The 25601-nt window shown below is 54.4% G+C and carries 15 protein-coding genes and 3 tRNA genes; 10 read left to right on the forward strand and 8 right to left on the reverse strand.

Annotated features, from left to right (window positions below):
• Window positions 1–15 precede the first annotated feature (15 nt).
• The 4 genes from AAAH10_RS15875 to AAAH10_RS15890 form a co-directional block, all read right to left on the reverse strand.
• Entirely contained in the window at window positions 16–405 is a 390-nt protein-coding gene (locus tag AAAH10_RS15875; RefSeq protein ID WP_343565357.1) for a nuclear transport factor 2 family protein, read from the reverse strand.
• A gap of 243 nt (window positions 406–648) precedes the next feature.
• Window positions 649–1911 (reverse strand): ABC transporter permease, encoded by a 1263-nt coding sequence (locus tag AAAH10_RS15880; RefSeq protein WP_343565360.1) that lies wholly within the window; start codon window positions 1909–1911, stop codon window positions 649–651.
• Window positions 1908–2714 carry an ABC transporter ATP-binding protein gene (locus AAAH10_RS15885; RefSeq protein ID WP_343565362.1) on the reverse strand — a complete coding sequence of 269 codons (807 nt, stop codon included), beginning with the start codon at window positions 2712–2714 and terminating at the stop codon, window positions 1908–1910. Before AAAH10_RS15885 ends, AAAH10_RS15880 begins: the two co-directional genes overlap by 4 nt.
• A 90-nt stretch (window positions 2715–2804) precedes the next feature.
• A complete protein-coding gene (locus AAAH10_RS15890) occupies window positions 2805–3806 on the reverse strand; it encodes a taurine ABC transporter substrate-binding protein (protein WP_343565364.1) in 1002 nt (333 codons plus the stop codon).
• 423 nt (window positions 3807–4229) lie between these two features.
• Between AAAH10_RS15890 and AAAH10_RS15895 the strand changes: the two genes are divergently transcribed.
• Genes AAAH10_RS15895 through AAAH10_RS15905 form a run of 3 tightly spaced genes read left to right on the forward strand, consistent with a single transcriptional unit; the run spans window position 4230 to window position 9707 of the window.
• Window positions 4230–4787, forward strand: coding sequence for a helix-turn-helix domain-containing protein (locus AAAH10_RS15895; RefSeq protein WP_343565366.1), 558 nt, complete (start codon window positions 4230–4232; stop codon window positions 4785–4787).
• An 11-nt stretch (window positions 4788–4798) separates the two neighbouring features.
• Window positions 4799–7240, forward strand: a complete 2442-nt coding sequence (locus AAAH10_RS15900) for a GcvT family protein (protein ID WP_343565368.1) — start codon at window positions 4799–4801, stop codon at window positions 7238–7240.
• Window positions 7241–7265: 25 nt separating this feature from the next.
• Window positions 7266–9707: a GcvT family protein gene (locus AAAH10_RS15905; RefSeq protein WP_343565371.1), complete on the forward strand. Its 2442-nt coding sequence runs from the start codon at window positions 7266–7268 to the stop codon at window positions 9705–9707.
• 74 nt (window positions 9708–9781) lie between these two features.
• Here AAAH10_RS15905 and AAAH10_RS15910 read toward each other — a convergent pair whose 3' ends face one another.
• Both AAAH10_RS15910 and AAAH10_RS15915 read right to left on the reverse strand, forming a co-directional pair.
• A complete protein-coding gene (locus tag AAAH10_RS15910) occupies window positions 9782–11278 on the reverse strand; it encodes an aminotransferase-like domain-containing protein (RefSeq protein ID WP_343565373.1) in 1497 nt (498 codons plus the stop codon).
• A gap of 40 nt (window positions 11279–11318) precedes the next feature.
• Entirely contained in the window at window positions 11319–12623 is a 1305-nt protein-coding gene (locus tag AAAH10_RS15915) for a DUF3422 family protein (RefSeq protein WP_343565375.1), read from the reverse strand.
• A 247-nt stretch (window positions 12624–12870) separates the two neighbouring features.
• On the opposite strand from AAAH10_RS15915, the gene argC reads away from it, so the two are divergent.
• The gene (gene argC, locus AAAH10_RS15920; protein ID WP_343565377.1) at window positions 12871–13824 is read left to right on the forward strand and encodes an N-acetyl-gamma-glutamyl-phosphate reductase; all 954 of its coding nucleotides are present in this window, start codon (window positions 12871–12873) and stop codon (window positions 13822–13824) included.
• Between the two features lie 18 nt (window positions 13825–13842).
• Here the strand turns inward: argC and AAAH10_RS15925 are convergent, their stop codons facing one another.
• Window positions 13843–15483 (reverse strand): sensor histidine kinase, encoded by a 1641-nt coding sequence (locus tag AAAH10_RS15925; RefSeq protein ID WP_343565379.1) that lies wholly within the window; start codon window positions 15481–15483, stop codon window positions 13843–13845.
• A 144-nt stretch (window positions 15484–15627) separates the two neighbouring features.
• Window positions 15628–15840, reverse strand: a complete 213-nt coding sequence (locus tag AAAH10_RS15930; protein ID WP_343565381.1) for a hypothetical protein — start codon at window positions 15838–15840, stop codon at window positions 15628–15630.
• Window positions 15841–16053: 213 nt separating this feature from the next.
• On the opposite strand from AAAH10_RS15930, the gene AAAH10_RS15935 reads away from it, so the two are divergent.
• From AAAH10_RS15935 to AAAH10_RS15960, 6 genes are all read left to right on the forward strand, one after another.
• Window positions 16054–16269 carry a DUF3126 family protein gene (locus AAAH10_RS15935; RefSeq protein WP_343565383.1) on the forward strand — a complete coding sequence of 72 codons (216 nt, stop codon included), beginning with the start codon at window positions 16054–16056 and terminating at the stop codon, window positions 16267–16269.
• A 543-nt stretch (window positions 16270–16812) separates the two neighbouring features.
• A tRNA-Leu gene (locus AAAH10_RS15940) sits at window positions 16813–16899 on the forward strand.
• Between the two features lie 31 nt (window positions 16900–16930).
• Window positions 16931–17017, forward strand: a tRNA-Leu gene (locus AAAH10_RS15945).
• Between the two features lie 45 nt (window positions 17018–17062).
• A tRNA-Leu gene (locus tag AAAH10_RS15950) sits at window positions 17063–17149 on the forward strand.
• A gap of 165 nt (window positions 17150–17314) precedes the next feature.
• On the forward strand, window positions 17315–18769 hold the full coding sequence (locus AAAH10_RS15955; RefSeq protein ID WP_343565384.1) for a DUF502 domain-containing protein: 1455 nt from the start codon (window positions 17315–17317) through the stop codon (window positions 18767–18769).
• Window positions 18770–19047: 278 nt separating this feature from the next.
• A partial coding sequence (locus AAAH10_RS15960; protein WP_343565386.1) for a T1SS-143 repeat domain-containing protein occupies window positions 19048–25601 on the forward strand: 6554 nt, incomplete at its 3' end.

The following is a 25601-nucleotide window of genomic DNA, read 5'->3' on the forward strand; positions in this document are numbered from 1 at the left end:
AGGGGCCTGCTGTTATCAGGCCACTTTGAATGGAGGACGTTGCTTGCGGAATGCGTTTTTCTCGACGATCTTGCCATCTTTGATCTTGAAGATGTCAACACCCTGGGCTTCAACGCGCATGCCTTCGGCATTTGTGCCGATGAAAGTCCACTGGGATACACCGTAGTCGTCGCAGACGAAATGGGAGTGGTTGGCCCACTGGGCATCAGGCATCGCTGTCCATACGCCGACAAAAGCGTTGCGGATTGCCTCGGCACCCTCGATTTTTGTGCCCATGACGGTGTCGCCGGCGACCGGGTAGAAAACACAGTCATCAGAGAAGGGTTTCATCACTGTGTCAACGTCGTGCGCGTTAAACGCGTTGAAGACGTCTTCAAGATCCTTGGCTGTCAGTTTGTCAGACATTTACCTTATTCCTTTTTGCTTTCAGGGCCGGGCCCCGAAGTTTTCATCAAGACAAGAGGGACATGTGTCCTGCCTGTTCGTTGTCTCTAAAACCGGCAGGGTCAAAGTGGCAGACCGTCCTGTTTTCAGGATCAGGTCTGCCCTTTGTATTTTCTTCGATTTCTCAGATCGACTTCTTCATAGAGACTGTTTTCCTTGCGGTCCAGTCCCTTGATTTCCCTTGCTCAGGGGGAGTGTTGTACCTTACGCCTTGCCTTTCCATGGGACGAGGAAGCGTTCTGCAAAACGCATCAGTACATCAATGCCGTAGCCGATCATGCCAATGAGGATAATCCCCATCAGAACGATGTCGGTCAGCTGGAACTTCGATGCGGCGATGATCATCATACCCGCACCCTTCTGGGCTGCAACAAGCTCGGCCGCAACAACGGTACCCCAGCAAACACCCATGGCAACACGTGCACCTGTGAAGATTTCAGGCAGGGAGTTCGGGACGATAACGTGCCACAGAACCTGGCGCTTGTTTGCACCCAGCGAGTAGGCTGCATGAACCTTGGTGATGTTGACGCCCGAAACACCGGCGCGCGCTGCAATGGTCATGACCCAGAGGGACGCGAGGAAGAGCAGAACGATCTTTCCGGTTTCCCAGATGCCGAACCAGATGATCACCAGTGGAATCAGGGCCAGAGGCGGAACCGGGCGCATGAACTCGACAATCGGATCGAACCAGCCGCGCATCCAGCCGGAGAGGCCCATGGCATAACCGAGTGGAATACCGACAAGCGTACCCAGTGTGAAACCGGCGATCACGCGCCACAGCGACCAGCCCAGATGCTCCCAGAGTGTGAAGTTCTGGTAGCCGTCAGAGGCAATGTTGATCAGGCGTGCGACGACCGCTTCCGGAGACGGCAGCCAGATCGGCTCCATCTGCAGGCCGGAGTAAGGGGAGAAATTCAGGGACCCCTTGGCTGTCATGGTGATGCTGCCGTCAGCAACGTCGACCTCTTCCCCGGGAGCAATAGGCTGTCCGTCAACGGCAACGATTTTGACATCGCCGTCATCGTTGCGCTGAACCTTCAGCAGGCCGCTGCGCCATGCCGTCACCTTGGCAACGTCGTTCCTGGCGAAACCTTCGCCCGGCTCCGGATCTTCAAGCTTGACCTTCTCGCCGTCCTTGTGAACCGTGACCATGACGGTGGCATCGTCTGTCTGACCGCTGGCATTTTCCGCTGTGTAGGTAAAGCTGGTCTCGCCAACAAAGGGGCCGGGAACGTGGATGGGCAGCAGTTTGGAACCTGTAAAGGCACCCCAGATCAGGAAGATGACCAGGACAGAGATGATCGAGGCTGTCCGGTCTGCGCGGACTGCACTTTCATCACCGAACGTGACGGTTTTCAGGCTGGTGAAATCCGTTTGCTTGTGCTTGAAGTGGCGGAAGTAGTGCACAGCAAAGTAGCCGCCCAGCAACAGCGAGGCATAAATCAGTAATACACTCAAACCTGTCATGAGTTTGCCTCCGCTGATCCCATAATTTCTTCTTCCATTTCCCAAATCATCGAGAGGATTTCATCACGCGTGCTGGCGAATTCATCAGTCTTTTTCACAGCGCGCAGGTCAAGCCCAACGCCCTGATCGGCAAATGGCAGCCTGTATTCCTTGTGGATGCGACCCGGACGTGGAGCCATGACCAGCAGGCGCTCGCCCAGAAGCAGGGCTTCCTCGACAGAGTGGGTGATCAGGATGACGGTCTTGCCTGTCTCCTTCCAGAGTTTCAGAACCAGACCCTGCATCTTCTCGCGTGTCAGGGCATCAAGCGCACCGAGCGGCTCGTCCATCAGAATCACATCCGGATCGTTGGCGAGGCATCGGGCCAGGGCAACACGCTGCTGCATGCCGCCGGACAGTTCATAGACGGCCTTGTCCTTGAAGTCCTGCAGGCCAACGGTATCCAGCAGGTGTTCCACCAGATCATTCCGTTCCCTGGCCGGCATGTTTTTCATGCTCGGGCCGAACTCGACGTTCTTGCGCACTGTCATCCATTCAAAGAGAGCACCTTTCTGGAAAACCATTCCGCGCTCTGCATCCGGGCCTGTTACATCATGCCCGTTCATTCGGATCTTTCCACTGGTCGGAGCCAGAAATCCTGCAACAATGTTCAGCAGTGTCGTCTTACCGCAACCTGACGGGCCAAGCACAGACATCAGTTCGCCTTTTTTGATTTCCAGCGAGACGTCTTTCAGGGCTTGTACATGTGATCCATTCGGCAGGTCGAAACGCATGGACACATTTTCAATATGGAGACTCCCCATCCGTTCTAAGATCCTTGTTTTTTTGATTGATAAAGGAGGGCGGTGTCGCAATGACACCGCCACAGTCAAGTTAAAGGCTTATTGGGAAGACTATTGTTTGGCGACAGCGTCAATGAAGCTGGCGTTTACATTGGCCTCATAGGAATCCTGAGCTGATTCGATGGAACCGGCATTGGCGAAGACGTCTGCAACGCCTTTCATGAATTCCTGAACTCCGCCGCCAAGCCATTTGTCGCCGGAGACAGACTGGGGATCAGGGAAGGTAAAGGTCCCGATGCTGGCTTCGGCATCGGCAAGCTCCATACCGGCATCTTCAGCGATCACCTGCATCATTTCCGCGCGGCCATCGTTGGAGTTCCATTTCGCGTTGGCATCAGCTGTGACTTTCAGGAACTTGGTCAGAAGTTCAGCTTCTTCAGCCGCGAAATCGCTTGTTGTCGAGATCACGTCGAAGACCAGAATACCGAGCTCTTCCTTCTCGGCACCTGTCAGAAGAACATTGCCGTGTTCCTGCATGCGGCGCAGACCGCCACCGAAACCACAGACGAAGTCGAGGTTGCCCTGTGCGAAGGCAGCAGCACCTTCGGCAGGCGCCATGTCAACGATCTCCATGGTGCTGATGTCGACCTTGAAGTGTTCCATCTGCTTCAGGAAACCGTAGTGGGCAGCAGTACCGATCGGAATACCGACACGCTTGCCTTCGAGTTCCTTGGCATTGGTCTTGTCGATTTCGAGGCTGTCAGCAACCACACAGTTGTCGTTGTCGGAGTAGCTGACGGCCACATCGACGATTTGCAGATCCTGACCGGCAGACGCTGCAATAACAAATGGCGGGAGACCCTGACTCAGAGAAATCTGGACATCACCGGATGCCATGGAAGCAGACATCGCAGTACCTGTGTCGAAGGAAACCCAGTTGATTGGAATACCAAGGGCTTCTTCATAAAGTCCCTGAACCTTTGCGTATTGGAACGGCATCGGCCACTCCAGGAAGTAGGCAACAGTGAGCTCGTCCGCAGCCATCGCTGCGTTTCCACCCATTACAAGTGCCATAGTTGCTACAGCACCGCGCAGCTTCCGTTTATTCAGCATTGATTTCTCCTTGTTCATTTTGTCTCTGCCAGAGCCGTCTGGCGTCTCATCAAGAGATTTTTTATTGCCCACTGTTGACGGGGCGGACGCTTATTGTGCCAAAGTTGGTACACTTTGTCGCGTCTCTTAAAAAAACCTTAAAGAAGAAAGTAAAGCTCGCAACAGAAAGACTGATCTGGATCACTCTATTTGATCATCTGGACCACTTGGTGTGGCGAACTTTTTTCCCTCGAATGAATTAAAGCGCTGAAATCATTAAGAAGGCAAGCCCCTAAACGACTGTATTTGTTGTCAAGGCGGTTGGGTTCGCATTGAAAAAAGAGAGTGAATCGTGAAAAAAAAATTGATTTTTTCATGTCTGCCCATAAGCTGTTGTGAAAATTTCGAAGAAAATTTCATGTTTGGATTGGCTTGATCTCACGGATGACAAAGCAAAACAGTATTGGCGAAGATATACGGGCGCTCCGGAACACACGCAAAATGCGGCTGACCGAGCTTGCGGAAAGGCTCCAGTGTTCGGTGGGCTGGCTTTCGCAGGTTGAAAGGGACATCTCGACACCCAGCCAGGCTGTTCTGGAGCAGATTTCGGATGTTTTCGAGGTACCGTCGTCCATCTTTTTTGAAAAGGGCACGGTGCCTGACCGGGAAAAGGGACGGATTGTCCGTGCTGAAAACAGACGGGCCTTTGGCGAGAGGGTCGATGGTCTGGTTGAATCGCTGATTTCTCCTGATCTGACAGACAGCTTCGAAATGATTCATTCTGTTTTCCAGCCGGAAACCAGCCGTGACGAGATTGTTCAGCGCCCAACGCAGGAGCTGGCCTATATCGTCTCCGGGCGTCTGGATGTCTGGATTGACGGGGAGGCCTTTACGTTGGGAGCCGGTGACAGCCTGCGTATCCGTGGCGAACCCTTCCGCTGGGCAAACCCCTACAAGAAACCTGTTGTTGCAATCTGGGTGATTTCCCCACCTGTTTACTAAGGATTACCTTCATGTCCGTACCTTCTACTGCGCGCGTTGTCATTATTGGCGGTGGTGTTGTCGGGGTTTCCACCCTCTATCATCTGGCCAAGGCAGGCTGGAAAGATTGTGTGCTGCTTGAAAAGAACGAACTGACGGCCGGCTCAACATGGCACGCGGCCGGTAACTGTCCGAACTTTTCAACAAGCTATGCTGTGATGAACATGCAGCGTTATGGCCTCAAGCTTTACCGTGGCCTTGCTGACGAGGTGGATTATCCCATCAACTATCACGTCACTGGTGCGGTGCGTCTGGCACACAGCCAGGAGCGTATGATGGAGTTCGAGCATGTTGCCTCCATGGCGCGCCACCAGGGGCTGCAAATGGATATCTGTACCCCGGAGGAGCTCCAGCAGCATTTCCCCTTCATGGAACTGCACGATCTGGAAGGGGGGCTGTGGGACCCCCTCGACGGTGATATCGACCCGGCACAGGTGACACAGGCCATGGCCAAGGGCGCACGGGCGCACGGCGGCAACATCCTGCGCTTCACACCGGCAACGGGTGTCAGCCGGGACAACGGCGAGTGGGTCGTCCACACGGAAAAGGGTGATATCCGCTGTGAATATGTCGTCAATGCTGCCGGATACTATGCGGCCCGTGTCGGGGAGTGGTTCCTGCCCTATGGAGGGCGCTCCGTTCCACAGGCTGTCATGAGCCACCAGTATTTTCTGACGGAATCCATTCCGGAAGTTGAAGCCTGGACGAAGGCCAACGGCCGCAAGCTGCCAATGGTCCGCGATGTTGACACCTCCTATTACCTGCGTCAGGACACAACCGGGTTCAACCTCGGCCCATACGAGCGCAACTGTCAGGCGGCCTGGGTTAATCCGAACGATCCGATGCCCGAGGACTTCAGCTTCCAGCTTTATCCGGATGATCTGGACCGTCTGGAATGGTACATCATGGATGCGATCGAGCGTGTTCCGCTGCTGGGCACACAGGGTGTCAGCCGGAACATCAACGGTCCGATCCCCTATGCACCGGATGGTCTGCCGATGATCGGGCCAATGCCGGGTGTTCCCAATGCCTTTGAAGCCCATTCCTTTACCTTTGGTATTGCGCAGGGTGGTGGCGCCGGAAAGGTTGCTTCCGAATGGATCATGCATGGCCAGACAGAATGGGACATGTGGGCTGTCGATCCGCGTCGCTACACGGATTACACGGACCGCGACTACAACGTTTCCAAGGCTCTGGAAGTCTATGGGCACGAGTATGCGATGCACTTCCCGCATCATGAATGGCCTGCCGGCCGCAACCGCAAGCTGTCCCCCAATGATGACAAAATTCGCTCTCTTGGCGGGCAGATGGGGTCCTACAACGGCTGGGAGCGCGCAAACTGGTTCGCAAAGGCGGGGGATGATACCTCTGAAGAGTCCACGCAGACCTGGGCGCGTTCAGGCCCGTGGGAGCAGCGCATCAGGGAAGAGTGTGAAGCTGTCCGTGATGGCGTTGGTGTTCTCGACCTTCCCGGTTTTTCCCGCTTTGCCCTGAGCGGAGAGGGTGCTGCCGAGTGGCTTCGTGGCAAGGTTGCCGGTTCCCTTCCGAAAGCCGGTCGCATGACGCTGGGTTATTTCCCGGACAGCGACGGGCGGGTGCTGACGGAAATGTCCATCATTCGTCATGACGAGGATGACTTTACGCTGATCACAGCTGCTGTTGCGCAGTGGCATGATTTTGAGGTCCTGCAATCCGATTTGCCTGAAGGGCTGTCCCTGAGTGATCGTACGGCCGAGGTTTCCACTCTTGTTGTCACCGGTCCAAAATCGCGTGACTTGCTGGCGCAGCTTTCAGAGGCTGACCTTGGGGCGGGCTGGCTGACCCACCAGAAAGCTGTTGTTGCGAGCAAGGATGTCATGCTGGTGCGTGTGTCCTTTGCGGGCGAGCTGGGCTGGGAAATCCATGCTGCCATGGATGATGTTGCGGAAATCTATGCTGCTGTTCTGGAAGCAGGCGCGACACCGTTCGGAATGTATGCCCTGAATTCCATGCGTATTGAAAAGGGATACCGCAGCTGGAAAGGAGATCTTTCGCTGGATTACTCCTTGCTTGAATCTGGACTGGAACGCTTTGTGAAGCTTGACAAACCTCAGGAATTTCCGGGCAAGCAGGCTTTGAAAGCAGAACAGGAACGCGGTGCGGCCAAGGGTTTTGTTACGCTGATTGTTGACGCTGGTGACTATGACGCGCCTTATATGTCGGTGCTGTGGTCCGGTGACCGGATGGTCGGGGAGGTCACTTCCGGCGCCTGGGGTCACCGTGTGAATGCCTCGATTGCACTGGGTGTGGTCAAAAGTGAATTCACAAAGCCGGGCACCGAGTTTGACGTTGAAATCTATGGTCGCCGTTACAAGGCCAGAGTGCAGGAAAACACTGTGCTCTGGGATCCGGAAAACAAACGTATCTCTGCATAAAAATCTATAAAATCAGGAGGCTATCTTGTCTGTTCCCTCTAAAGCCCGTGTGGTCATTATCGGTGGCGGTGTCATCGGTTGTTCCGTGGCCTATCACCTCACCAAGAAAGGCTGGAGTGATGTTGTCCTGCTGGAGCGCAAGCAGCTGACATCCGGTACAACCTGGCACGCTGCGGGACTGATTGCCCAGCTGCGTGCGACACAGAACATGACGCGTCTGGCGAAATACAGTCAGGAGCTTTACGGCTCTCTCGAGGAGGAAACCGGTGTTGCCACCGGTTTCAAGCGCAACGGTTCCATCACTGTTGCCCTCAGCGAGGAACGCAAGGAGGAAATCTTCCGCCAGGCGTCCATGGCGCGGGCCTTTGGTGTCGAGATCCACGAAATTTCGCCCGAGGAGGTCAAGGCCAAATACGAGCATCTCAATACGGAGGATGTGCTGGCCGGGGTCTATCTGCCGCTGGATGGTCAGGGTGATCCTGCAAACATCGCTCTGGCGCTGGCCAAGGGTGCGCGTCAACGCGGTGCGAAGGTTCTCGAGCACACCAAGGTCACCGGCCTGCAGAAGCAGGGGCGCCGTGTCACGGCTGTCGAATGGGAAAATGAAGAGGGCAGCGGTGTCATCGAATGTGACATGATTGTCAACTGTGCGGGCATGTGGGGACATCAGGTCGGACGCATGGCGGGCACAAATGTCCCGCTGCATGCCTGCGAGCACTTCTACATTGTGACTGATGCGATCGAGGGACTTCAGCAGCTTCCTGTTCTGCGTGTTCCGGATGAGTGCGCATACTACAAGGAAGACGCCGGCAAGATCCTGCTGGGGGCTTTTGAGCCGAATGCAAAGCCATGGGGTATGGACGGTATTCCGGACAACTTCATGTTTGATCAGCTGCCGGAGGATTTTGACCACTTCGAACCCATTCTGGAGGCGGCTGTGAACCGCATGCCTCTTCTGGCGGAAGCGGGCATCCATACTTTCTTCAATGGTCCGGAGAGTTTCACGCCGGATGATGCCTATCACCTTGGACTTGCGCCGGAAATGGACAATGTCTGGGTGGCTGCCGGTTTCAACTCTATCGGCATTCAGTCTGCCGGTGGTGCCGGTATGGCCCTTTCCGAGTGGATGGACAGTGGTGAAAAGCCGTTTGATCTGGGGGATGTCGATATCTCCCGCATGCATCCGTTCCAGGGCAACAAGACCTACCTGTACGAACGCTCCAAGGAGACGCTGGGGCTGCTCTATGCCGATCACTTCCCCTATCGCCAGAAGGCAACAGCGCGCGGTGTACGCAGAACGGCATTGCACGAACATCTGGAAGCCCGGGGCGCTGTCTTTGGCGAGCTGGCCGGCTGGGAACGTGCGAACTGGTATGCCGATGAAGGACAGGAGCGTGAGTATCAGTACAGCTGGAAACGCCAGAACTGGTTCGAGAACTCTGCACGTGAACACAGGGCCGTTCGTGAGAATGTCGGTCTCTATGACATGAGTTCCTTTGGCAAGATCCGGGTCGAAGGCCCGGATGCGGAGGCCTTCCTGAACTATGTTGCTGCGGGTGACTATTCTGTTCCCGTTGGCAAGATCGTTTACACCCAGTTCCTGAACAGCCGCGCGGGTATCGAGGCCGATGTCACTGTGACGCGTCTGTCCGAAACCGCCTATCTGGTGGTGACACCGGCTGCGACGCGTCTGGCGGATGAAACCTGGTTGCGTCGTCATGTCGGCGATTTCCGTGTCGTGATCACGGATATGACCAACGCAGAAACGGTGATTGCCGTCATGGGGCCAAATTCCCGCAAGCTTCTGCAGGCGGTGTCTCCGAATGATTTCAGCAATGCCGTCAATCCTTTCGGAACGGCGCAGGAAATCGAACTCGGGATGGGACTGGCCCGCATTCACCGTGTCACCTACGTGGGTGAACTGGGCTGGGAGGTTTATGTTTCCAATGACATGGCTGCCCATGCCTTTGAAACACTCTGTGAGGCGGGGCAGGACATGGGGGCCAAACTCTGTGGCATGCACATGATGGATTCCTGCCGGATCGAGAAGGCTTTCCGCCACTTTGGTCATGACATCACCTGTGAGGATCATATCCTCGAAGCCGGACTTGGTTTCGCCGTGAAGAAGGACAAACCGGACTTTATTGGTCGTGATGCGGTTCTGCGCAAGCAGGATGAGGGACTGAAAAACCGGATGGTCCAGTTCCGTCTGACAGATCCGGACCCTCTGCTGTATCACGCCGAGCCGATCATTCGTGACGGGGAGGTTGTAAGCTTCCTGACAAGTGGGAACTACGGGCACACACTGGGTGGAGCCATTGGACTTGGCTACGTTCCCTGCGAAGGGGAAAGCGCCGAACAGCTGCTCTCTTCCACCTACGAGATCGAGGTGGCAGGCCGGCGTGTGAAAGCCGAGGCATCACTGAAGCCGATGTATGATCCGAAGTCCGAGCGCGTTAAGGCCTGATTTTCAATCGGGGAAAAACCTGTAAAGAGGCCCGTAACCGGGCCTCTTTTTTTGTGTCGTTTTCAGGAAATTCTTCAGTGTGCAGTGCGGGGGATCAGGCTGCCGAGGGTTTTCAGACCGGTCTCGATGTGTGTTCCGGTAATGGAGGTGAACCCCAGTCTGATGAAGCGTTTTCCGGCTTCCGGTGACGTGAAGAAAATGTCTCCGGCTTCAATCAGGACGCCTTTGTTCCGGGCGGCTTTCTGAAGTTCCTGGCCGTCACAGTTTTCCGGCAGCCTGATCCAGAAACTCATGGAACCCTTTTCATATTCAAACGCGCAGTCCGGCATCACCTGGGGGAGCAGGTTCCTGATCAGCTCTGCACGCTGTGCCAGGATTTTTCCGTTGCGTTCGAGGTGCTGTGTGTAGTGCCCCAGAGCGATGAAGGTTGCCAGAATGCGCTGATTGTTTGAGGGAGGATGACGCATGATCAGGCGTCGAAGCACCCGCAGCTCCCGGATCACATCCGGAGCGGCAACGATGTAGCCGATGCGCAGACCCGGGGCGAGGGACTTTGAAAAGCTGCCTGTGTAGATGATACGTCCATCCTGATCCAGACTCTTGAGCGAATTGGGTTTGACGCTTTCATCAAGCATCATGTCCGCTTCATAGTCATCCTCAATGAGCACAATGTCATGGGCGATGGCCTTGCGCAGAACTTCCCGGCGCCTTTCCGCAGGCATGGTCACTGTGGTCGGGCAGTGCTTGTTTATGGTCAGAAAGGCAACACTGCAGGCGCTGAAGTCTGCGTTCGGTATGACGCCTTTTTTGTCCACGGCAAGGGCCTGTTCCGTGGCGGGGCTCATCTGAACCATGTTGCGGATGTCCGGATAGCCGGGGTCTTCAAAGCCTATTTTGCTGCCTGCCTTGCCGAAAAGCTGAACCAGCATGGACAGGGCCTGCTGGGAGCCCAGTGTGATCAGGATTTCATCGCGCTGGGCGAAGATACCACGCCTGGGCAGAACCTGAACGCAGAGCTGTTCGATCAGTTCGGGATCATCATCGTCAATCCGGTCGCCGGCCCAGTGGGAAATCTCGCTGACACTGGAGGTTGCCCGGATGGCTTCGCGCCAGTCGTTGGTCGGGAAGATGGCCGGATCAAACTGTCCGTACAAAAAGGGGTAGGAATGCTGCTGCCAGTCCCTGCTTTTTTGCAGGTGGCGAAGCTGTGATGGCGCGACGGCAAAACTCTCCGGCCAGTTTGTTTTCTGGCGGCTGGAGATAATGCGCGACGGAGCAGGCAGGATATCAGCGGCAACGAAGATACCGCTGCGATCCTTGGAGATCAGAAAACCGTCATCAATCAACAGCTTGTAGGCTGCTGTCACGGTGTTTCTGGCGACGCCGACCAGACCGGCGAGGTGCCGGCTGGACGGCAGTTTGTCGCCCTTTTTGATGATGCCCGTTTCAATGGCCAGAACCAGGGAACGCCTGATCTGGATATTGAGGGCCTGCCCCTTGCGGTCCAGGTTTTTGAACACCTGCTGCCAGGTCACATCCGGATGCGAATGGCCTGTTGAGTTGTAACTCATTGTCTTTCCCTGTTTTCCGGAAAGCCTCAGAGTTTATTTTTCACTCTTCGGGCTTGCCCAGAACATGCTTTTTGATTTTTCGAATGCTGTACCAGACAATCCCGGCAACCAGAGGTACGGACAGAGCCACACCGGTTTCATAGGAGATCGGCAACAAGCCTTCGGCCTTGAGGCCTTTCAGTGCATAGCCAAACAACCCTACCAGATAATAACTGATTGCGACAACGGACAAACCCTCGACTGTTTCCTGCATGCGCAGTTGCAGTTGAACACGCTTGTTCATGGAGGCCAGCAGATCGCGGTTCTGTTCTTCCAGTCCGACTTCCACGCGCGCGCGCAAAAGGCTTGCAACGCGGCTGACCCGTTTCGACAGGGCCGTTTGCCGCGAGGCTGTGTAGGTGCAGGTTTTCATGGCAGGTTCCATGCGACGCAGCATGAATTCCGAGAAGGTCTGCAATCCGCCCAAACGAATTTCCCGCAGCTCGTCCAGCCTGTTCTTGAAGATGTTGTAATAGGCCTGTGTTGCACCGTAGCGATAGCTGGTTGAGGCCGAGATCTCCTCGATTTCAGCCGCCAGCTGGGACAGGTGGTTGAGCAGTGCTGCATCGCTGGAGCCACTGTGTTCGGCCATACCGGTTGCAATCTCGGCCACGCCGGAGCCGATGGCGCGAATGCGGGGGCTGGTTGCACGTGCCACAGGAAGCGCAAGCAGCGCCATCATTCTGTAGGTTTCGATATCCAGAAGACGCTGACACAGGCGTCCGGCCTGTTTGGGTTCCAGATCAATGTCCTGCACCAGCATGCGGGTAAAGCCGTCATCGTGGAGCCTCAGGTCTGACCAGGCTTTTGCCGCGCCGTCCTGAACCTTGCTTCCCACATAGGGATTGCCCTTGAACAGGCGTTCGATGCGGTCGTGGGTTGCACAGCCCTTTTCGCGGTTTTCAAACACCATATGGACTGCAGAGAGCAGTCTGCCGGGGGTGGCTTCCAGCCACGGCCTGGGGACATAGTCCAGAATGGTTTCCCGGAAGGGGTCGTCTTCATCCAGCTTGGAGTTGTCCTTGCCGTAGAAGGTATAGGAACTGAATTCCGTATGCCGCTCCCAGCGAAGGGAAAAGGCCCCGAAATCGGCAATCAGGTGATTGGTTCCCAGAGCGGGAGGAGGGACGTTGTACTTCCTGCACAGCTTGCAGATGTGTTCGTGATCTTCGCTGTAGCTGTCTTCGCTGCCAAGCATCGAAAGGTGTGATATGCGGGCCGGAACTTCAAGAGGCCGGTATGGTCTGGCGCGAAGCTCGTTTACGAGATCCTCGCGCAGACGGTGTTCAGTCAGTTTCAATGACATCTTTAACTCTGCTACTTTTATTGGGCCAACTTGCGGAATTTGTTTTTGGTCCGTCAAGCCGCCGTTTGGGGACAGGCTAATCATTGAACAGACTGATTGATAAACACAACAACTACATTGTTTGTTTAAGGATTTTTTTGCAGATCACGACAAAAATATGGCTTTGAGGGGTTTCTTTGTCTCTTGACCTTGCAAGCGCGGTTGTGCTTCTTGGAAAAAAAGAACGATGACTTCGTGGAAGAATACAATGTCCGAACTGAAAAAAGTGTTTATTGATGGTGAAGCCGGAACAACAGGTCTGCAGGTGCGCAATCGCCTGGAGAACCGAAGCGATATCCGCCTGCTGTCCATCGATCCTGCGCTGCGAAAGGATGCAGAGGCACGCAAGGCACTTTTGAACGAGGCCGATCTTGTCATTCTTTGTCTGCCGGATGATGCAGCGCGCGAAGCGGTTGCCCTGATTGATAACCCGGAAACACGGGTCATTGATGCCAGCACGGCCTATCGGGTCGATCCGGACTGGGACTATGGCTTCCCGGAAATGACAGCAGAGCAAAGCCGGAAGATTGCAAACTCGAAGCGTGTCAGCAATCCCGGCTGCTATCCAACAGGTGCCATTGCCCTGATCCGCCCTCTGGTTGATGCGGGGCTGCTGGGCGAGGGCAGCGCCCTGATGGTCAATGGTGTGTCCGGTTATTCGGGTGGTGGCAAGGCTCTGATTGCCCTGCATGAGGGTGATGATATCGAGCCCTACGGTGCTTATGGTCTCGGTCTTGGTCACAAGCATGTGCCGGAGATGACAAAGCACAACGGACTGCAAACCTCGCCGATCTTTACGCCGGCTGTCGGTCACTATGCCCAGGGTATGCTTGTTTCTGTTCCGCTGCATGCGCAACAGCTCAATGGAGACTTTTCTCTGGAGCGGATCCATTCTGTTCTGGCAAGACACTATGAAGGATCGCTTTTTGTGAAGGTGATGCCTCTGGGGGATGATGCATCGCTGGAGCGAGGTGCTTTCCTGCGTCCGGATGCGATCAACGAGACAAACCGGCTTGAGCTTTTTGTCTATGGCAATGAGGCTGCGGGGCAGGCTCTTCTGGTGGCTCGCCTGGACAATCTGGGCAAGGGGGCTTCCGGTGCGGCAGTGCAGAATCTCAACCTGATGCTTGGCCTTCCCGAAGACGCAGGCCTGACAGCCTGATCAGACGGTCGGATTTGATCAAACAGCGGAGCCGGAACTTCTGGCGACGCTGTTGTTGTGGTAGGTCGGAACCGTGATCGTGACCGTTGTGCCCTTGTAAAGCTCGCTTTGAATGGTGAGCTTGCCACCCTGTGCTTCCACAAGGCGTTTTGACAGGGCCAGACCAAGCCCGACACCATCGTGATTGCGGGTCAGGGTGTTCTGGCTCTGTTCGAAAGGCAGAAGGATCTTCTCGATATCCTTTCCTGCAATTCCGACACCGTTGTCCTGAATGTGGAAGGCGATCATGTCTTCACGTGAATGGTCGCAGAAAACCCTGATTTCCCCGCCACTCTTTGTGAATTTGATGGCGTTGTTCAGCAGGTTGATGATGACCTGTTTGAGGTGCTGCGGATCGGCGTAGAGGGTCTGGTCGCGCTCATAGCAGGGCCAGACCAGCTTCAGCCCCTTTTCCTTGGCCTTGTGTGTTGTCAGCCTCAGGCAGCTTTCGATGATTTCATTGCTGGAAACCCGGGCAGCTTCCGGCGTCAGCTTGCCCGCTTCAATGACGGAGATATCCAGAATGTCATTGATCAGCGAGAGCAGGAAGGTTGCGGAATACTCGATGTCCTTGATGTAGTTTCTGTATTTTTCCTGTCGGATTTCGCCGAAGAGCTGGTTGGACATGATGCTCGAAAAGCCGATGATTGCGTTCAGCGGTGTGCGCAGTTCGTGGCTCATGTTGGCCAGAAATTCTGACTTGGCCTTGTTTGCGCTGTCGGACAGCTGTTTTTCCCGCTCCAGATCCCTGCGGTTCTGATCGGCTTCAATGGCCTGTTTGCAGGCTTCCGAGCAAAGCTTGATAAAATGCTCCTGCTCTTTGGAGGGCAGGCGGTTTTGCCGACAATAGATCGCAAAGGTTCCAAGGGTTTTCTGGTTGCTGCTGATCAGGGGATAGGACCAGCAGGACCTGTAGCCGGTCGGTTTGACAATTTCTGCGAAAGGAGCCCAGTTCGGATGGTTTTGCAGATCGTCTATGATCACCGGTTGCTGAAGGGCTGCTGCCGCGCCGCAGGAACCGACGTTCTCGCCGATTGTGACGCCGTCTATGATGGCCTTGTAGTCTTCCGGCAGGCTGGGACCGGAGGTGCTGCGCAGATGGATTTCATTTTCCAGAAGCATGATGGAGCAGTGGAGTTCCGGGAAGCAGGCCTCGAGATTGAAAGCAAACTCGTCAAAGATCTTCGGGAGGTTTTCTGCATCCGAGCTTCGTTTCAGCAGCAGGTTGCAGGCTTCCAGAATCTTTTCGCTCAGAACGGTAAAGGTAATGTCGTAGCTGATTGAGACAATGTTCTTCTGACCGCTGTCGGGGCAGGTGATGGGTGTGATCTGGATGTCTTCCCAGAAGAGGTCGCCGTGCCTGTCCTGTTTGCAGAGCCTGCCGCGCCACTGATCGTTGTTGTCCAGCCTGTTCCAGATCTGTTCGTAAAAGGCAGGATCGTGGCAGGGAGGACGGAATTTCTTTGCGCTTGCTCCGATCAGTTCCTGTTCGGAATAGCCGGTTCTGTCACAGAAGTTCCTGTTGACCGACAGGTAAATTCCCCCGGCATCCATCACGGTCAGATTTGCATGCTGATCAACGAGCGAGAGGATGTGCCCGCCAGGGACGACATCAAGCATTTTCTTCAAAAAAGCAGAGCTATCATAATTCGTGACAGGCGTTTGGGACACAGGACTTTATTCCGCATAGGTTTTGATGTTCCGAATTTAGACAGGAAGAATAAAGGAGAGCTTAAAGGATCGTGGCAAAAAATGTTTTTTGCGTCAGGCCTCAAGATCAATCTGCTGTCCAAGATTGTCATCCCTGTACTCATCATCCTTCGGGTTGTAGTGGCGTGAGCCACGCCCTTTGTTGCTGTCCTCCACGGCTCTTTTGCTGTCTGTTTTGGCGTGGTTTGTTTTTTTTGTCGCGTTTTCCGTGGGCGCAATCGGGCTCACCACGGGCTGTACGCTTGGGGGAATGGGGACTATCGGCATCTCCTTACCTCGCAACTCCAAATCGGATCAGTTTATGTTCTGCCTTCAGACCTGTTGCTTATAGAGTCTACCATATTTTCGTGAAAAAGACATTTGAATCGCAAAAGGCAACTTGTGATGTGCTGCCTATTGTCAATGCAGGTTTGGGCTTTACATATTGCTTGGGGCCTGTGAAAAGAGGTCCCACAGGAATTCAAGCGAAAGGTATCAGTCGTGAAACCAGATGAAATCACACGTGTTGAAAAGTATTTGCAGGATGCCTTTTCCAATCAGGGCATTGCTTTGGATCGCTCTACACGCAAGGCGGATTCAATTGAAGTGACGCTGGCTGGCGAATTTATCGGTGTTGTTTACCGCGATGAGGAAGAAGGGGATCTGTCCTTTTCATTCAATATGGCAATCCTCTCCGAAGATCTGCCTCCAGCCTGATCATGCTGCAAAAGCTGACGACGAAAAAAGCAGGGCCCGGGTGGCTCTGCTTTTTTATGTGCAGCAAAAAAAACAAGGTGACCGGATGGTCACCTTGAAAGTTTGTTGGTTGCATTGGGGTGTTGAATGCATTCCAGATGTTTAGTCCGCAGCTCAACCTCTTTAATGGAGAAAGCAAGCATCTGAACCGGGAAGAATTCAACAAAAACACAGTACTGCAGTTATTTCCGGTATTGGTGTGTTGTTTTTGTGTCCGGTGTTTGCCTCAAATTTTCCTGTCTGCCCTATGCAGGTAACAGGTGTTCGGGATGTCGCTTCCTGCCCTGCTGACCGATTCCTGATTCGCTTTGATGTTTTTCGATTCAGAAAGGCTTTCCAGAGGGGAAATCGGGGGGAAAAAGGTGCAAATTCACAGATTTAGGTGCCTTTGAGAGAGGTGAAGGAAGAAATTTTCACATTCCTTTCATTTTTCATTTGCCCTTTGGAAAAAGGTCGTTATATATCCACCCCAGCAAGGCGGTGAGCCAAGCTTTAAATCATGTTGCGGCCGTGGCGGAATTGGTAGACGCGCAACGTTGAGGTCGTTGTCCGGGTTTCCGGGTGGAGGTTCAAGTCCTCTCGGCCGCACCAATGGTTTGAATGCTTTCCTGCTTTGAGATACGCGGTTGTGGCGGAATTGGTAGACGCGCTAGCTTCAGGTGCTAGTTCTCGTATGGGAGTGGAGGTTCAAGTCCTCTCAACCGCACCATACTTTACATATGGATCCCTTTTGGGGATATCTGATTGATGCGCTGCGGTTGTGGCGGAATTGGTAGACGCGCTAGCTTCAGGTGCTAGTTCTCGTATGGGAGTGGAGGTTCAAGTCCTCTCAACCGCACCAATCAGAACATGATGCACAGTCCTGCCGGGATTGTGCTTTTTTGATTCCGGATCCCTTTTCCTGCTTTCATCTTGTCGGACAAAAGCGTATCACGGTCATAATTTGTGCAAAATCTCCATGTTATTTCAAAGATGAAGCCCCATATCAGAGGGTGTGTTCTTTGGGATGAGACAGGTTTTCAGGGAAGGTTTGAACAGGGTGGCCGGAAAGCAGAGTGACAAGAGTGGTAAGCAGGTCCGCGTCAAGGGACTGCGTTCAACCTTTCTGGAGAGGGTTCGCTACTATTTCTTTGCAGGAATACTGGTCACGGCCCCGCTGGCGATCACCTTCTGGCTTGTCTGGAAATTTGTGACCTTTGTGGATTCCCAGGTGCGTCCCTACATTCCTGCCCAGTGGAACCCGGAAACCTATTTGCCTTTTGGTCTTCCCGGTCTGGGGCTGATTGTTATTGCGCTTGTCCTGATTTTGATCGGGTTCATGACCGCCGGCTTTCTGGGGCGTTTCCTGACACGGGTCAGTGAAAGCGTGGTCAAGCGCCTGCCTCTGGTCCGGTCTCTCTACAGCTGGGTCAAGCAGGTGATTGAAACGGTGCTGTCCCAGAAGTCCTCGGCGTTTCGGGAGGTTGTTCTGGTTGAGTATCCCTGTCGCGGTTCCTGGGCTGTCGGTTTTATCACCGGAGAAACCAAGGGAGAAGTGCAGGAACTGACAGACGACACCGTGGTCAATGTCTTTGTGCCGGCAACGCCAAACCCGACGACAGGCTTTTTGCTCTTTATCCCGGCACAGGATGTGCACCATCTCGACATGTCTGTTGAGGAGGGGATCAAGCTGGTGATTTCCGGCGGCATTGTCACGCCTGCTGTCTTGAAGGAGCTGGAGGAGCAAAAGGCCGAGCGGGAAAGTCGTGAGGCGCGAAACAACCGGATCAAGGCCAAGAGAGAGCGCAAGCAGAAGGAAGAGGAAAGCAAGCGTCAGCACCGTTCCGGACTTCTGGTGCGTCTGCGGAACTACTTCTTTGCAGGCATGCTGATTACAGCGCCGATCGGGATTTCAATCTGGCTGACCTGGGAGGTTATCCTTCTGATTGATGCCCAGGTTATTGCCTATGTTCCATTGGCCTGGCGTCCCGAAAACTATCTGCCTTTTGCCGTGCCGGGGGTCGGGGTCGTCGGGATTTTCCTGTTCCTCGTGATTGTCGGCTTTTTCACGGCGGGTATTCTGGGGCGCACCCTGATCAATCTCAGTGAACGCCTGCTGGATCAGATGCCGGTTGTCAGGACGCTTTACGGTGCCCTGAAGCAGATCATGGAGACAGTGTTCAAGCAGCAGTCCAGAGCCTTCAGCGAGGTTGTGCTGATCGAATATCCCAGAAAGGGCTCCTGGGCTCTCGGTTTCTATACAGGAGACTCCCATGAGGATATCCGGGAGATCTCTGCCGAGGAGTCCGTCAATGTCTTCCTGCCGACAACACCGAACCCCACCTCGGGCTTTTTGCTGTTTGTGCCGCGAAAGGAAGCCCAGATCCTCTCCATGACCGTGGAAGAGGGGATCAAGATGGTGGTTTCCGGGGGGATTGTCACGCCTGAAAACAGGGCTGCAGGAAAACCTGCCAAAAAGTAATGAATAACTCTATCGCTATATGTGTTTTCAAGGGGAGCCTCCGGTGAGGCTCCCTTTGTATTTTGGGCTTTTATAAATGGGAATATAGTTCTCATTTGTGCTTGGTAACACGTAAATATAACACATATTGCTGTTGTTTTTTCGAAAAAGCCCGTTGCTTTGAAAAGCGGTGCATAGGAATATACTCATAGATAATTTTAGGTATTTTTGCGTCTTTTTTTAGGGGCAGAAACTGATCTCCGCGGGAGATCCTGAGAAAGCTTTGGGGAGCCAATCCAATGGTTGATGGTATCAAGAACAATGGTGTGTCTGTTGCTTCTGATGTAAATGACGACACTGTTCGGGGCAGTGAGGCTGATAACAGTCTTGTCGGTCAGGCGGTTTTGCAGCTGGGTCTGCCAGCTTCCGGTTCTTCGGAAATCATCGCAGCCGAGCCCGGACAAAGTTACGAACTGAACTTTGACGCAGGTGCTGCAACACCTTCCGTATCCGGTTCTGACTTTATCCTGTCCTTTGATACCACGGGTGATGGTGCAAATGATGCAAGCATCGTTTTCCAGAACCTGGTCGATGTGGCTCAGGATGCCAGTGGGGCGGCCATTCCTGATCTTGTTGTGGACGGAACAGTTATTCCTGCCGATCAGCTGATCGAGCAGGTGATCGCGCTCGCGGCCGAGGACGGCACGCTTGAGACTGCAGCCGGTGCCGGTCCTGCCCTTGGTGGTGGTGGTTCCAGCTATAATGACGATCTGGGCTCCATTATTGATCTCCTCAACCCGCAAGGGCCTCTGGGCGGTACCGAGCTGGCTTTCACCGTACCGGGCATCGCTGCCGAGACACCTGACCCGGCAGAAGGCACTTTCACACTGACCTTCACCACAACAATCACCGAAGCTCCTGAAGGCGGTATTACCGGTACCTTCGCTGGCGGCTTTGAGGACGGTCTTCCCAACCAGCACGTCAACTTCGACACACCTGCTGATGATCTGAGTGATGGCGATGAGGGAACCAACGATGATCCTTTCGAGGGCGGTAGCGCAGAGGCCTTTTCCGCGCCAATGCAGCTGGTCTTCAACTTTGTTCCTTCTGACAACGAGACCCTTGATTCCGTAACAATCACAACAATTGAAGGCTATGATCCAACTGCGGCGTCCGGCGAGACAGTCCGCATTTTTGTTGGCGGATTTGATCCGGCCAACGAGATTACAGGCGCGGCCTTGCCAATTGTGATCACGCCTGAGAACTTCGGATCTGTCTTTATTCTTCCTGTCCGTGACAGCGACACCGACATTGATTTTTCCGGTACTGCGGAAATTTCCGATCCTGATTCCGGCCTGACCAATGTTCTGCCTTTCTCTGCAACCGCGGTTATTGATGCGGTTGCCGATGTTCCGGATTTCTTCCCTGAAGATGCAAGCGACCCTTCTGATGATGGTGGCAGCTTCTCTGACAATCTTCGCGTTCAGGATCCGACATCTGTCAGCATCAGTGAAGAAGAGACACTCAATCTCTTTGTTGATGTAACCCTGCGTGATACCGACGGCTCTGAAACCCTGAGCCTTGAAGTGGACAGTGTTCCTGTCAGCTACAACCTTGTCGGTCTGCCCGAGGGCTGGACGGCTGTTCGGGGTGATGTTGTTGACAATGGTGATGGTATCGAAGATCTGCAGACCTGGGTGATCACCTACACGGGGTCCGAGGTTCCTGCGCCGACCTTCTTTACCGGCAACATTTCCTTCGACACTTCAGACTACACAACAAGCGGTGAAGGTGATGCTGCAGATGGGCGCGAGCGCACAGGTGCTCCGCGGACAGCCGACAGCGGCAGTTCTTCCACTGACAACGGGGGAGATGCTGTCGAGCAGGCGGGTCCTCTGACAATCACCGTGTCTGCGATTGCGACGGAAAGCGCAACAGTCGGTGGTGACAACGGCACCTCTGAAGGTGAGCTTACCGAAGACAACAATGTGGCTGTTGCAAAACAGAACTACACTGTCAATGTCGCGGAAGACATCCCGACAGTCACATCTGTTTCCATCGTCCACGATGAGACTTCCGGTGTTCAGAATGACAATGGCAAACTTGATATTGCCCTGTCCACAGAGATCACCGGGCTGATTGACAGCCCTGTTATCGCGTCTGAAACCGACAATGCTCCTGATGTTTCCCTGACAGCTGGTACTCCGATCGGGGCTGCCCAGAACAGCTTTACCTATGATCTGAAGACAGACGGTTCGAATGACGAGGGTGCGGTTGGTACTGCTCAGGGTGTTGATGGTGCAAATTCTGACTCTGCAGACCAGTCTGTTGGCAGCAGTGGTGCGAATGACGGCCTTGAAAACCTGTCCTTTGATCTGGTTGACGGCACATCAAGCGGCCTGAGAACCTCTGACGGCAATCTTGCGATCAATCTTTACAGGGATGCAACCAACGACAACATCGTTTACGGTGTTGTTGAAGGCACAGGCGAAATCGCCTTTGCGGTTGTTCTCGGTGAAGATGGCAATGCACTGAGCAATGGCAGCCATACCGGTGCAGCAACCTTTATCCAGTACAAGCCGATTGTTCACGGTGACACAGGCTCCAGCGATGAGCAGGTGGAAGCTGAAGCGGCCGACCTGACCCTGACCATCCGGATCACCGATGATGAGGGCGACAGCGCCACTGCTGATCTGACCATTGACATTCACGACGATGGTCCGGTTATCGGACAGCCGGAAAGCGGTTCCGTTGACGAGGAAGGCCTGAGCGGAGGCAATGCCGGTGCAGCGGCCGGTGTGACCGGCGATCTGGCCGGTGAGGAAACTGTTGCAACAGGCAACCTGAATATCAACTTTGGCAGTGATGATGCGAACAGTGCAGTCGATGGCGGCATTGACGGTTCGGCCGTTGTTGGGGATCGTGCTGTTACTTTTGCGGATGACGCGATTTCAACCCTGGAAGGTCTGAATCTGGAATCTGCCGGTGATGAGCTGTCCTATGCCCTTTCTGCAAATGGCACAGTGCTGACAGCGACAGCCGGAGATCCTGCGCGCGAGATCTTCACTGTATCCCTGTCTGATCAGAATACGGGTTCCTATGTCTTTACGCTGAAGGACCAGTTGGATCATGCAGACGGCCTTGATGAAAATGATCTCAACCTGACATTCAACTTCACAGCAACAGACGCTGATGGTGACCAGGTTGACGGCAGCTTCGGAATTCTGGTTGATGATGATACGCCAGTGGCAACAGATGCTGTTGTAAATGGTGCCGTTCAGGAAGATGCCCTGAACAATGACCAGGGCGTTGGAAACAGTGAAGGCGGTCAAAGCGCTGTTGCCACCGGTTCCGTGAGCAGCCTGTTCTCCGTTGGTGCGGATGCACCGGGAACATACAGCCTGACAGATGTAAATATTTCCGACCTGCCGTCCCTGTCTTCTCAGGGTGACGCCGTCAGCTATTCTGTCAGTGGCAACACCCTGACAGCAACGGCTGGCGACAATCCTGTTCGCACCGTGTTCACACTTGAACTGGATGGCGCAACAGGAGGCTACACTTTCACTCTGGTTGATCAGCTCGACCACCTGCCGAATACACCGGCGAACGATGACAGCCAGACCCTGACCATTGATTTTGCTTCTCTGGTTCAACTGACAGATGAAGACGGTGATTCCGTAATCGCCAATGGTGATCTGATTATCTCCATTGAAGACGACATTCCTGTTGCAAACGAAGGGGATGTCACCGACGCGGTTCAGGAAGACGCCCTGAGCGGTGCCAACCGTGAAAATGCGGGTCAGACAACGACGGCAACCGGTTCCATTATAAGTCTTTTCTCTGTCGGTGCGGACGAAGCGCCAACCTACAGCCTGACGACGGACACCACCGAGTTGCCATCCCTGTCCTCACAGGGTGAAGAGGTCAGCTACTCTGTCAGCGGCAACACCCTGACAGCCACAGCCGGAGACAATCCTGTTCGCACGGTGTTCACACTTGAGCTGAACAGCGCGACCGGCGAGTACACCTTTACCCTGCTGGATCAGCTGGATCATGCAGATGACGCTGCGAACAACGATGCCCAGACACTCAGCATCGATTTCGGTTCGCTTCTGCGTGTCACTGATGCCGATGGTGATTTCGTTGATGCTGTTGGCTCCCTGACCATTTCTGTTGAAGACGACATTCCTGTTGCAAACGAGGGGGATGTCACCAACGCGGTTCAGGAAGACGCCCTGAGCGGTGGCAATCGTGAGAATGCAGGTCAGACAACGACGGCAACCGGTTCCATTACAGGCCTCTTCTCTGTTGGTGCGGACGAAGTGCCAACCTACAGCCTGACCACTGACACCGCCGAGCTGCCATCCCTGTCCTCACAGGGCGAAGCGGTCAGCTACTCTGTCAGCGGCAACACCCTGACAGCCACAGCCGGAGACAATCCTGTTCGCACGGTGTTTACACTTGAACTGAACAGCGCGACCGGTGAGTACACCTTTACCCTGCTGGATCAGCTGGATCATGCAGATGACGCTGCAAACAACGATGCCCAGACACTCAGCATCGATTTCGGTTCGCTTCTGCGCGTTACCGATGCCGACGGTGATTTTGTTGATGCTGTTGGCTCCCTGACCATTTCTGTTGAAGACGACATTCCTGTTGCAAACGAGGGGGATGTCACCAACGCGGTTCAGGAAGATGCCCTGAGCGATGGCAATCGTGAAAGCGCCGGCCAGACAGCGACGGCGACCGGTTCTGTTGCAGCCCTTTTCTCTGTTGGTGCGGATGAGCCTGCGGCCTACAGCCTGACAACAGACACGTCTGATCTGCCATCCCTGACATCAAATGGCCTTGCGGTCAGCTACTCTGTTGTTGGCGATACACTGACAGCTTCAACGACAGCCGGTGATGTCTTTACACTGCAGCTTGGCAGTGATGGCACCTACACCTTCACCCTGCTGGATCAGGTCGATCACCTGCCGAACACTCCGGCGAACGATGACAGCCAGACACTCAGCATTGATTTCGGTTCGCTCCTGCGTGCGACCGATGCCGATGGTGACTTCGTCGATGCAACCGGTTCACTGACCATTTCAATCGAAGATGACATTCCGGTTGTCGTGCCTGATCAGAGCAGCAATCTGATCAGCAACGGCAGCTTCGAGAGCAATCCTCTCAGCGGCAATGCCTGGGGTGTCTTTGAAACAATTGACGGCTGGACAAACGGTTCCGGCAATCCTTTCGAAATCCAGCGCAGCACCGGCTCAATCGGTGGTTTGCAGGCGCAGGATGGTCTGAGCAAGGTCGAACTCGACAGCCATGGCAATGGCGGAAACACCAATGCCACGATCCAGCAGATTGTATCCGGTGCCGAAGATGGTGAAAGCTACGTTCTGACCTTCTGGTATGCGCCCCGTCCGAATGACGGTCAGGCAGACAGTAGCAGCCTGGATGTGAAATGGAACGGACAGACTGTCCTGAGCATTGATTCTTCCACGGCGAATGCCGGCTGGACCCAGTACTCTGTCGTTGTTCAGGGAACAGCTGGCAATGATGTCCTGTCCTTCAATGGCGCAGGTCAGGAAAACACGCTTGGTGCCTATCTGGACAATGTCAGCCTGATGAAGGCTCTGGATGAAGACGATCTTCCGGATGGTACAGACACAGACAAGGAAAGCCTGTCCCTGACTGCGGCTCTGGGAATCTCCTTTGGTGCCGATCAGCCGGGCGATGTGAGTGTGGATGCCGACAACCTTCCGCAGGATCTGACCTCCCTGACATCCGGCGGCGTTGCCCTGGTGTACAGCTTCGATGGCGATACCAACACACTGACAGCCAATGCAGGTGCGAACGGTGATCCTGTCTTTACAGTTGTGTTTGACGCTGTTGCAGGAACCTACACCTTCACACTGCAAGGTCAGCTTGACCATCCGGCAGGGCAGGGTGAAAACGTTCTGAACATTACAATTCCGTTCACAGCAAGTGATGCCGATACGGATACTGTGGACAGTGCCATTACCGTCAAGATTGTCGATGACGTTCCGACCGTTGATGCCACCGGTGCAGCCGATGCACTGACCGTCGACGAGAGCGATCTGAGCACGGATGCGACCGCGAACTTTGCGGACAACTTCACCGTTGATGCCGGTGCAGATGGTCTGGGTTCTGTTGCTTATGAACTGGCGATTGACCAGAATGGTGCCCCATCCGGTGTTGTTGACACCGCGACCGGTCAGGCTGTGACCCTGCACGACAATGCGGGTGTGATTGAAGGCCGCAATGCCGATGGCGATGTTGTCTTTACACTGTCCGTTGATGCCAACGGCACTGTTGAGCTTGACCAGCTGCGCGCTGTTCGTCACCCGAACACCAGCAGCAATGACGAGCCGATCAGTCTGAATGCCAATGTTGTGACCCTGACAGCCACCGTGACTGATGGTGACGGTGATACTGCAAGCGACAGCATCCAGCTGGGCAGCAACATCACCTTTGAGGATGATGGCCCGACGATTTCGGCCACCGGTGCAGCCGATGCACTGACCGTTGACGAGACTGTTCTGAGCACGGATGCGACCGCGAACTTTGCGGACAACTTCACTGTTGATGCCGGTGCAGATGGTCTGGGTTCTGTTGCTTATGAACTGGCAATCGCCCAGAATGGTGCCGCATCCGGTGTTGTTGACACCGCGACCGGTCAGGCTGTGACCCTGCACGACAATGCGGGTGTGATTGAAGGCCGCAATGCCGATGGCGATGTTGTCTTTACACTGTCCGTTGATGCCAACGGCACTGTTGAGCTTGACCAGCTGCGCGCTGTTCGTCACCCGAACACCAGCAGCAATGACGAGCCGATCAG

Source organism: Carbonatibacter coralli, from assembly GCF_039592655.1.
Lineage (GTDB): Bacteria > Pseudomonadota > Alphaproteobacteria > Kiloniellales > Kiloniellaceae > Carbonatibacter > Carbonatibacter coralli.